The organism is Actinomadura alba (assembly GCF_014323705.1).
GTDB classification, from domain to species: Bacteria; Actinomycetota; Actinomycetes; order Streptosporangiales; family Streptosporangiaceae; genus Actinomadura_C; species Actinomadura_C alba.
Genome location: NZ_JABVEC010000054.1, coordinates 23,768 through 33,060, shown reverse-complemented (window position 1 = coordinate 33,060; position 9,293 = coordinate 23,768). Strand labels below are relative to the sequence as shown.

Sequence of the window (9,293 nt, the reverse complement as noted above, 5' to 3'; positions counted from 1 at the left end):
GCCGCCACGGTGCGGCCCGCGCCGGTCCTCCGCTCGACAAGAGCTCTGCATGAGCTCGACAGGAGTTCATGTGACGATCCGTACCCGCGCGCTTAAGAGCGCGCTGGTCGCCGGTGTCGCGGCGGTGGCCGGGGTCGTCGGCCCGGCCGCCGCGGCGGCCGCCCACCCGTTCGGACCGCCGTCCACCGCGCGGATCAGCGTCGACGGCTCGCGAGTGGCCATCTCATGGCTCGCCGCCGAGGACGACTGGGTCGCGCTCGGCCAGTCGGTCGGGGCCTTCGAGGACCCCGGTACCGGCGCCGTGTCGACCGACCTGACAGGGGAGCAGAAGCTTCAGCGCTCGCCCGCCGTACGCGACTACCTCCTGAAGACGATCACGGTGGCCCAGGACGGCAGGCCGTGCGAGGGGCGGCTTGCCGGACTGGACCGGCTGCTGGCCGAGGGCGCCCGGCTGACCTTCGACTGCCCTGCCCCCGTCGTGGTCATCGACGTCGGGGTCGGCGCCCTCACCGACCTCAACCAGGCGTACCGAACGATGCTCACCAGCGAGTCCCCCGCGACGCCGTCGCGGTCGCTCTTCACCGCGACACAGCGTACGCAGCGCCTGCGCTTCTCCGGGTCGGGCGGCTCACGGGCGGTGGTCACGACGTCGGTCGGTACCGCCGCGGCACTGTGCGGCATCGGCGCGGTGGCGCTGCTGATGCGGCGCCGCGCGAGGGGACGCCGGTGAACGGCGTGACCGGTTACGAGAACCATCTGATCGCCTTCTTCGACGGCAAGGGCGTCTTCTGGGTGGCCCTGGCCATCGCGCTCGGGGTGGGCGCGATGCATGCGGTTGCGCCGGGCCATGGCAAGAGCATCACCGCGGCGTACCTCGTCGGGACCCAGGGCCGTTACCGGGACGCGCTGCGCCTCGGGGTCATCGTCGCGGTCATGCACACCGTCTCGGTGCTGGTGCTGGCGCTCGCCTGGGTGGGGCTGAGCGACCTCGGCGGCTTCGGTACGAAGACCGTGACGGCCTGGATGCAGGTGGTGGCCGGGCTGGTGGTGATCGGCGTCGGCGCTCACCTCGCCTATCGCCATCTGCGCGGTCGAGGTCACTCCCACTCACCGTCGCAGGGCGACGGGCACGGGCATTCCCACGGGCACGGGCACGGGCATTCCCACGGCCATGGGCATGGGCACTCTCACGGGCATGACCGCCACGACGACGAGCCGACCGATCCGTGGTCGCGGCGGGGACTGGTCGCGCTCGCACTGTCCGGTGGACTTCTGCCGTCGCCGTCGGCGTTCCTCGTGCTGGTGAGCGGGCTGCTCACCGGCCGGGCCTTCGACGCCGTCGTACTGGTGATCGTCTTCGGGACGGGGATGGCGTTCACGCTGACCGGCGTCGGCGTCGTGACGATCCGGGGGTACGCCGTGCTGGCGCGCCGCGTGCGCGGCCGATCGCCGGCCGCCGCGGTGGTCGCTTGGGTGCCCGCGATCGCCGGTGTGGCGGTCTCGGTCGGCGGCTGTCTCTATCTCGTCGTGGCGATCACCACCCTCACCTCCTGAGCACCGGGTCGAGGCGGCCGGCCACGCCATCGGCCGGTCAGGCTCCGCTCGATGACTCCAGGCCGAGCAGCGGCCGCACCTGCGCGGAGAGCCATTCCGGCAGTGCCCTGGCCGCCGGTGCCCGGCCGGTGAAGTGCAGGAACGAATGGGTCATCCCGGCGAAGCGCCGCAGCCGGACCGGCACACCGGCGGCGGCGAGGCGGGCCGCGTACGCCTCCCCGTCGTCGCGCAGAACGTCGTACTCCGCCGTGGCGATCACCGCCGGTGGCAGCCCGGCCAGGTCGCGGGCGCGCATGGGCGCGGCGTACGGATGGTCGGCCGCGTACGGGGAGGGCAGGTACTGCGTCCACAGGTGGCCCAGGTCGTCGCGTTCCCGCAGTTCGGCGTCGGTCAGCGGGGTCCCATCGGCGTAACGCACGAAGCCCGGCATCCCGTACCGGGGATCGGTGGGCGGGTGGACCAGCACCTGGGCGGCTAGCGGAGGGCCGGCCCGCAGGTCTCTGATGGCCAGCGCCGCGGCCGTGGCGAGATTGCCGCCCGAGCTGTCGCCGCCGACCGCGATCCGATCGGCGTCCAGGCCGAGATCGGACGCGTGGTCGGCGAGGTGGCGCAACGCCGCCAGCACATCCTCGAGAGCACCGGGAAACCTGGTCTCCGGCGCCAGACGGTAGTCGACACTCGCCACCACCGCTCCAATGCGGCTCGCCAGATCCTTCAACGGGGTGTCCCAGGTGTCCAGGTCGCCGCGGACCCAGCCGCCGGCGTGCGCCCAGACCAGCACCGGGGCCGGCGACCGCGTTTGCAGCGGGCGGTAGAGACGGACGCGCACCGGACCGCCCGCACCGGCGGCCTCGACATCGCGCACCTCCGCGACCGGTACCGGTTCGCCTTGGAGCGTGACCACCCCGCGGGTGATGGCCCGGGCCTCCTCCAGTGACAGCGACGCGAGCGGCCGGCTCTCGCCGGCCCCGGCCACGATGGCCCGCACATCCGGATCGAGGGGCATCAGGACGTCACCTCCGCCAGCTCGCCGAGGTGGATGGCCGCGTGCCAGTACGGCTCATGGCGCGGAATCGTCATGACGTGCTGCGCCAGCGCCCCGATGCTCTCCGCGCGGGGCTCCTCCGTCTCGATCGGGGCGCTCCACCGCTCGCCGTCATAGCGGGACAGCTCGTCGAGGAGCGCGTCGCGGACGACCGTGAACCTGTCCAGGAGCAGGTCGACCGGCAGTTCACGCCCCGCCGCCACCCCGGAGACGTTCAGCGAAGCGCCGACCTCCGGCTCCTCCCAGCGCTCCGCCAGGCTCCAGTGCGCCCGGCCATGGCGCGCCTCGGTCAGCACGGCCAGACTGATCTCGTCCCACATCAGGACGTGCGCGACCAGGTCGCGCAGCGATTCGCAGAAGTCTCCCAGGGGACCGCCGCGGACCAGATATGGGGCGATCAGTTCGTCCTCCGGGCGGCCGGCCACCCGGTCCATCAACAGGCCGCGGTCGACCGTCGTGCGCCGCACCGTCTCGCCGACCGTCAAGAGCCGTGGTCTCTTCGTCATCATGGGCCCGAGCGTAGGAAGCATGGTCGGGACGGAACGCAAGCCTGCTCGTCTCGGGCAGGCTTGGGCGTCAGCGGCGCAACACCTCGAGCAGGTCGCCGCCGAGCATCTCGATCGCCTCGGTGTCGAGCGAGTAGCGCACGAAGTGCCCGGCCCGTTCGGTCCGCACGAGCCCGGCCGCACGGAGCTTGGACAGGTGCTTGGTCACCGCGGCCTCGGTGAATCGCCAGTGGCGCGCGATCTCCCGTGCGGATCGCGGCTCGACCGCGATGGCCCGGCACACCTCCAGCCGTGCCGGGTTGGCGAGCACGCTGAGCCGCTGCCACGTCGAGCGCCGGTCGGCCGCCCGCGAGGGGGCCGGGAAGGGGTAGTGCACGACGACCGGCCGGTCGGGTTCGTCGGCGACGTACACATGGGGATCGCCGAAGACGGTCGGGACCAGCACCAGTCCGCGCCGCGCGGTGGCCAGCCGCTTGCTCTGCACCTTGTCGATCACGATCCGGCCGTCCGGCGCGACGTCCACGGCCGGTGACAGGTCCCGCAGCGCGAGCAACGGGCCGGACTGTGCGCACAGCCGCGAACGAGCCAGGACCTCACGGCGCAGGACGGGAGCCGCCTGTTCCCACTCCGCCTGGAAGAACAGCGACCAGCAGTGGGAGAGGACGGCGACCAGTGATTCCCGCGCGGTCTCCGCGTCGTCGAGGAGCAGCCGGACGACGCGCACCGTCGCCGGTCCACGGGCGCGGGCCAGGGCGGTGATCCCGGCGCGTACCCGGGGATTCGACAGGTCGCCCGGCCGGCCGCGCTCTCGGAGCAACGGCCGCAACATCATCGCGGCGAACTCTCCGACCGGCACCCGGCCCACCCGGTCCAGCCGGTCCTCCCAGCCGCCCGACCCCACGAGAGTCGGATCCACCAGCAGGGTGGCGCGCACGGCGCGTACCGTGAAGGCCCAGGCCGTGAGCTCCTCGGCGAGGCCCTCGGGCAGCAGTGCGCGCACCCCCGCGGCCCACTCGGCGCGGTCGGGATGGTGGTCGACGCCGACCAGCACATGCCATGCCCAGCCGAGCTCCACGAGCGGCGACACGGCGAAGGTCACCGCGCCGGGCTCGGTGGGAACCTCGAGCGATATCGGCATGATCGCACCGTAACCTTCCCGGCGACTCCGGTGGTGTCCGGTTCTCGGATCAGCCGACTGAGTGGGTGATGGTTCCGGCGTAGTTGCCGGCGGTGGTGGCGAATGGGATTGATACCTGCAGTGTCGGGGCCCAGCTTGCGCTGTTGACGCCTGCGATATGGGTGTGGGAGAAGGCGGTCTGGGTGGTGCTGAGGCTGACTCTTTGGGCGGCGGTGGGCTGGCCGGGGGTGAAGGTCCCGCCGCCTTGTGTGTCGGTGGCCGGGCCGGACCAGTAGTACACGTTCGCCCGGCTGATCGTCGCCGTGGGCGGGCTGGTTCTGGTGTAGTTGGTCGAGGAGACGGTCGTGGTCCACGATCCCGCACCGGGTTCGCGGGTGTCGGTCACTGTCACCGTCGCTATTCGTGAAGTGAGCTGACCCCCTGAGCGCGCGCTACCCAGAGCCGCCGACGCAGGGACGCTGATGGTCAGCGAGCCTGCTTTGGCCGGTATGAACCTGGCAAGGCTCGGTGCCGCATCGGCTGGTGCGGCGAATGTGGTGGCCAGTACGGCCGTCGTGGTGATGAGTGCCGTTCTTCGATACATCGATGTCTTTCGCTCAAGCGGAGCCGGAGTTGACGCGCCGCCGCCGCCGGCGAAGGAGGAGGAGTACGACGGCGGCGACCGCCAGGGTGAGAGCGACCAGCGCCGACGGGAACAGCATGTGACGGGTGCCCAGCAGGACGGCAGACCGGCCTATCCCGGTGTCGGGGAAGGTGACGTTGGCCGACACCACCCGCTTCACCAGACCGCTTTGAATGACCAGGTGGGCTTTCCACGGACCGTTCGGCAGCCGTTTGCCCATCTCGACGACCACCTGGCCGGTGTCGCCCGGTTTCAGGGTGACGCCCAGCGTGGCCGGGTACGGCCCGGCCCGAATGCCTTCCGGGCCGTCGGTCAGGGACAGCCGCCCGGACAGGTCCAATGCCCGGCCACCGGTGTTGCGGACCTGGGCCACGAGCCGGGGCCGCCCGGCGGCGTCGCGTTCTGGGGTCAGCTTCTCAATGCGCATGTCCGATGGCGGCTCACCGCCCGGACCGATGTCGAGATAGATCCGTATGCCGACGCGGCTGAGGAGCCCGAGGTTGTGGTTCTTATCGGGCGGTGCCCCAGTTTGCGCCCAGATCATGGCATACCGCTCGCCACGCCATGCGGTCTTGGGCACCCGGATGGTGAACCGTCCGGTTCGCTTGTGGTGCGGCGGCAGATCGATCTCGGCCGGCTCGACGGTCGTCCACGTCGTCAACTCGTTCGGCGTGCGCTCCGGTGCGAAGGCGAAAGTACGGTTCTCGACGTCGGCAGCGGCCGCGTACAGCGCGACCCGCAGCGAGCGCCTCGTGGTGTTCGACACCTCGAAACGCCGGGTGATCGTGGTGCCGGGGTTGAGATGGTCGACCACCCCGGTACGTGCGCGGGGATCCTTGCGGCGGGAGACGGGGGCGTCGAGCAGGCGGATGCCGAGTCCGTCGCTGGGGCGATCCGCGCTGGCATGGGCCGCACCTGTGGTACCGCCGACCACGGTGCGGGCGGCCTGGGCCGTCCCGCCGCCCGCGCCTGTGAAGAGCACGGACAGCAGGACGCCCAGGGCCAGGCCAGCGCGGCGGTCAGGAGACGGAATGGGTCAGTGTCCCGGTGTAGGTGCCCAGATCAGCCGCTAGCGGGATGGAGACCGCCACGGTCGGATCCCACGTCGCCTGGCTGCTCCCGGTGCCGCCGGTGTAGCTCATCGCGATGCGCTGCGCGGCCAGGCTCCCCGACGCGCCCGGAGTGAGCGTCCCGTTGCCGAGCACAAGAGTTCCGGGCCCAGGGGTGTACGTCGCGTTCGAGGCAGGGATGGAATCAGGGCCGCTCGTGAAAGCCGTCGACGAGACCCGGGAGATCCAGTCGGAGGTGGGTGTACCGCCCCGGGCGTCGGTGACCTGCACGGTGCCGATCGCACCGCTGACACCACCGCCCGGTGGGGCGCTGCCCAGGTTGACCGGACCTGATGGCGCCGTGATCGTCAACGCACCCGAGCTGACCGTGAAGGTCACGGTGGTGTCCGCGGCGTTCGCGGTCGGAGCGGTGAGTATCGCCGAAGTGATCGTGCTTCCCGCAAGCAGTGCGATCGACCGAAGTCGCATGTGGTTCTCCGTAGCCGCAGGGACCCGCCCCTCAAGGACGGGTCGAGATCAGAAACAACGACTGATCGCTTACCCTAAGTGACCACAATGATGCGCTCGGTTCTCGACACGCGGAGCCTGCCTGACGTACGAGGCCCGTCTCATGCGGTCGTGGTGGCGACGAGGCTTCGGGTGTTGACCGTGGCTTGAAAGCGGAGATCGGCGTCGTGCTCGCCGGCGGTGGCGAGCCGATCGAGCCGTACGCCTGGAACTCCCACAAGGAGCAGCCCCACTGAAGCGCCCGCATCGTGACATCATTGCGCGGGTTGGCGCTTTTCCGATTGCTTGGGGCGATCTGGCATGGCCTATGACGATGTCGAGGCGGAGCTTCGCAGGCATCCGAAAGTACGAGATTGCGTGGTCACCAGGATCCGGACCGGGTCACGGAAGAACACACTCGTCGCGTACGTCGTCACCACTGGACGGGCCGATCCAGCGGAGATCCGGGCGTTCCTGTCGGGCCCGCGTCTGCGGCCCAACCGAATGCCACGGGCCGTGATACCGGTGGACTCCCTGCCCCGCACCAGTTCGGATGAGGTGGACCGCGAAGGTCTTCCGCTTCCGGTGCTGCCGGGACGGGCGGCGGGCGGCAAGGGGGCGCTGCCGGATCTGGGCGATGCGTCGCTCGGGGTGGTCATGCTGCTGCTGGCGGGGTTCATCGCCTTGGTGGCGTTCCTGATGACCGACGCTTTCTGGCCGGGCTCCACGGACCTGTCGGCGGTGCCCCAACCGTGGGCCGGGCTCTTCACCGGGCTCTATGTGGCCGAATGCCTGTCCTTCGGTTTGGGGATCGGCTTCCTGTTCCTCGGCCGCAGGCGGCTGACCCGTCTGGGACGCCCGCCATGGCTGACCACGCTCGCCCACCTGTCGATCGTCTGGCTGCTGGTCGCCTGGTGGCCGCAGGACAACTTCTACCGGCTTGCCGCCAAGACCGACTGGGACCGTCAGGCCGCCCTCGTCTACGGGTTCAACATCACCTTGATGATCGCCGCAGCCGTGCTCGTCGCCTTTGCGATCCGCGAGCATCGCGCAGATTGACCTCCAGATCGCCGAACATCTCGCCCAGGGCCGCGTTCGCGCCGCGGACGGTGGTCTCCGCCTCCTCAAGGGCCCGCCTGGTACGGGCGGCGATCGCCACGCCCAGGTAGGGAACGGGATCGAATGCTGCCGTCGGGATGGTGACCAGCAGGGTCGTGCCGAGCGCCCGGCACCTCTGGGCAGTGCGGGCGACGTGTTCGCGCAGCGGCCCCGCAGGCAGCCGTGCACCTAGTGGTAGCCGGTCGAGTGTGCGGACGAAGTGATGTCCTCCTCGCAGGCGATCGAGGGCGGCCTGGAGATGGAACGCGACGGCCGGTCCGGTGAGCCGCAGGTTGATCTCAGTTGGCGCGAGGCGGCCCGACCGTTCGGTGACGAAATCAACGTCGTACCAACCCCGATAGCCGTCCTCGGCCAAGGCCCGGCCCACCGCGACCCCGAACCCGACGGCCGTGTCGGTGAGTGAATCGGGCAGGACACCGAGACCGACGGTGACTCCGCTGTAGCTGGTCTCGTCGACGTCCATCAGCCCGACACCGACCGGGTGAACCTCGCCGTCGGAGTCGATGACGGCGTCGAAGGTGGGATCCCGGTACGGGCCGGATCCCTCCACGTACTCCTCCAGCAGCACGCCGCCGCTCGACCATCGCCGTGCGAGGGCTCGGAGGCCTTCCGTCTCGGGGGACACGATCAGCGTCCCGGACCCACCGACGCCGTACTCCCGCTTGAGCACCACCCGAGGCCCTTCGGCAAGGTCCCGTGCGAGTGCGCGACGCGAGCCGACCGGCCGTTGTGCGGGAACGACGATTCCCGGGTGATCGGAAGCCAGCGCGCGGAACAACGCGTGCGCACGGCTCTTCGCCTCATACCGGCCGATGGCCTCCAGCACACCGCCGGGTGACGGGGCGATCGGCTCGAACGCCGCCGTCCGACCCCACGGCAGCACGGGTGACCCTCGGGAGGTGAGGCGTTCCAGCAGGTCCGGCCGAGCCAGGATCGCTTCGGACACGCGGCCGTCATCAGTGATCCCGCTGTGCACCTCCACCTCCCCCCAGCCGAGGGCGGCAGCGATGTCCCGGACCCACCAATCGTCGACCCGCTGGGGAAGAACGATCATCGCGGGGCGTGGACCGCAGAAGGCGGCCAGGCAGGAGTAGTGGTCGGGACCCCGCGCACCGCCGGCGAACTGGCCGTTGAACTCGGTGACATTGCCGACGTGGACCGTAGGTCCTCCCGCGCTCCAGGCCACTGACCAGGTTGGCTCCGGCCGGACCGGCCACGCTACGAGCACAGGCAGGGCACGGGCTGTCGCCTGCCGGGCGACGTCCTGTCGCTGCGCCCCCATCGCCAGGTAGAACGCCTCGGCATTGGGGTCGGATTCGATCGTCACCCGGGTGAAGCCCAGCCGCCCCGCTTCCTCCAGCACATGCCGGTACAGCAGTCGCCCCACGCCGCCGCCCATCGCGTCCGGCTCAACGAACAGCAGGCCGAGTTCACCGTCCGGCGGATCACCCTCCAAAGTGGCCACACCCAGGACCAGCCCATTCCGTTCGGCGACCACCGTGCGCCGTTCGACGACCTCACCACGCCGAAGCCGAAGATCGTCTCGGTAGCCGGCCAGGAACGCCTCGTCATAGCCCCAGTACGCCTTGGAACGCATTATCAGCCCGCTCAGCGCCTCGGCTTCGTCCGGCCGCGCCGCCCTCAGCTTCGCCGCGCCGGTCAGGTCACCCATGCCGGGATGCTCTCATGGGGGCCAGGTCAGAGCGCCGGCCGTTGGCCGAAAGGGAAGTGTGCAGCCACAAGATCTCTAATA

Annotated in this window: 10 protein-coding genes; 3 read left to right on the top strand and 7 right to left on the bottom strand. The window is 70.4% G+C overall.

All coding sequences use genetic code 11. From position 1 onward, the window contains the following. The first annotated feature begins 70 nt into the window (after window positions 1-70). Entirely contained in the window at window positions 71-730 is a 660-nt protein-coding gene (locus tag HKK74_RS41730; RefSeq protein ID WP_187248066.1) for a hypothetical protein, read from the top strand. Further along, entirely contained in the window at window positions 727-1,554 is an 828-nt protein-coding gene (locus HKK74_RS41725) for a nickel/cobalt transporter (protein ID WP_187248065.1), read from the top strand. Before HKK74_RS41730 ends, HKK74_RS41725 begins: the two co-directional genes overlap by 4 nt. A 37-nt stretch (window positions 1,555-1,591) precedes the next feature. Here the strand turns inward: HKK74_RS41725 and HKK74_RS36845 are convergent, their stop codons facing one another. The 6 genes from HKK74_RS36845 to HKK74_RS36820 all read right to left on the bottom strand — a co-directional run bounded on the left by HKK74_RS36845 (window position 1,592) and on the right by HKK74_RS36820 (window position 6,403). Next, the gene (locus HKK74_RS36845) at window positions 1,592-2,560 is read right to left on the bottom strand and encodes an alpha/beta hydrolase (protein ID WP_187248064.1); all 969 of its coding nucleotides are present in this window, start codon (window positions 2,558-2,560) and stop codon (window positions 1,592-1,594) included. Further along, window positions 2,560-3,108 (bottom strand): maleylpyruvate isomerase N-terminal domain-containing protein, encoded by a 549-nt coding sequence (locus tag HKK74_RS36840; protein WP_187248063.1) that lies wholly within the window; start codon window positions 3,106-3,108, stop codon window positions 2,560-2,562. Before HKK74_RS36840 ends, HKK74_RS36845 begins: the two co-directional genes overlap by 1 nt. A 67-nt stretch (window positions 3,109-3,175) precedes the next feature. Beyond that, window positions 3,176-4,243, bottom strand: coding sequence for an ArsR/SmtB family transcription factor (locus tag HKK74_RS36835; RefSeq protein ID WP_187248062.1), 1,068 nt, complete (start codon window positions 4,241-4,243; stop codon window positions 3,176-3,178). Window positions 4,244-4,292: 49 nt separating this feature from the next. Beyond that, window positions 4,293-4,634, bottom strand: coding sequence for a hypothetical protein (locus HKK74_RS36830; RefSeq protein ID WP_187248061.1), 342 nt, complete (start codon window positions 4,632-4,634; stop codon window positions 4,293-4,295). 205 nt (window positions 4,635-4,839) lie between these two features. Further along, window positions 4,840-5,847, bottom strand: a complete 1,008-nt coding sequence (locus HKK74_RS36825) for a peptidase (RefSeq protein WP_312882155.1) — start codon at window positions 5,845-5,847, stop codon at window positions 4,840-4,842. Between the two features lie 37 nt (window positions 5,848-5,884). Continuing rightward, window positions 5,885-6,403, bottom strand: coding sequence for a hypothetical protein (locus tag HKK74_RS36820; RefSeq protein WP_187248060.1), 519 nt, complete (start codon window positions 6,401-6,403; stop codon window positions 5,885-5,887). Window positions 6,404-6,742: 339 nt separating this feature from the next. Here HKK74_RS36820 and HKK74_RS36815 point away from each other — a divergent pair, with 339 nt between their 5' ends. Continuing rightward, window positions 6,743-7,480 (top strand): AMP-binding enzyme, encoded by a 738-nt coding sequence (locus HKK74_RS36815; RefSeq protein ID WP_187248059.1) that lies wholly within the window; start codon window positions 6,743-6,745, stop codon window positions 7,478-7,480. On the opposite strand, the gene HKK74_RS39455 is transcribed toward HKK74_RS36815, so the two are convergent. Beyond that, complete coding sequence (locus HKK74_RS39455; RefSeq protein WP_222723200.1) at window positions 7,416-9,212, bottom strand: GNAT family N-acetyltransferase; 1,797 nt, start codon at window positions 9,210-9,212, stop codon at window positions 7,416-7,418. The genes HKK74_RS36815 and HKK74_RS39455 overlap by 65 nt on opposite strands. Between the last annotated feature and the right edge of the window lie 81 nt (window positions 9,213-9,293).